The 598-nt window shown below is 64.7% G+C and carries 1 pseudogene; it reads left to right on the top strand.

What is annotated here, in order from left to right:
- Positions 1 to 293: 293 nt before the first annotated feature.
- Positions 294 to 598: pseudogene (locus tag A9X00_RS19335) on the top strand (dihydrodipicolinate reductase); the annotation flags it as partial.

Below are 598 nucleotides of genomic sequence, written 5' to 3'. Positions count from 1 at the left end.
TGCACCCACACGCCGACCAGGTCGAGGTTGGGGCGCCGTTGAATGGCGCGGATGGCGATCGATCCGATGCCACCCGTCGCCCAGACCACTACGCGATGAGTCGTCATCCTGTTCCTCCTCGAGTGCGCGTGCCGAAAGGCGAGACGGCCGTTGCCTTTAAATCGCTAAGAAAGTGCACACTATCCTAAAGAACAAATCTTAGGTTAACCTGCAGCTGATGTACACGCTCAGGTTCGACACGCGTGCCCCGGCCCGGGCCGGGAGGCCCTGGCGAACCAGTAAGGAGAGTGCTCATGCGCATCGTCGTCTGGTCCACCGGGGGAGTCGGGAAGATCGCGATCGACGCCATTCGCCGGCGACCCGACCTGGAACTGGTCGGCGTGTGGGTGCACTCGCCGGACAAGGACGGCAGGGACGCGGGCGAACTCGCCAACGGGGAGCCCATCGGCCTGAAAGCCACCAATGACGCCGACGCGCTGATCGCCCTGAAACCCGACTGCGTGGTGTACGCGGCAAGCGGCCCCGAACGCGACGCGCTGGCCATCCCGGACTACGTCAGGCTGCTCGAGGCGGGGATCAACGTCGTCACCACCAGCAC

Source organism: Mycobacterium sp. 1245805.9, assembly GCF_001672915.1.
Taxonomy (GTDB): Bacteria; Actinomycetota; Actinomycetes; order Mycobacteriales; family Mycobacteriaceae; genus Mycobacterium.
This window is presented reverse-complemented; position numbering and strand designations above follow the sequence as displayed.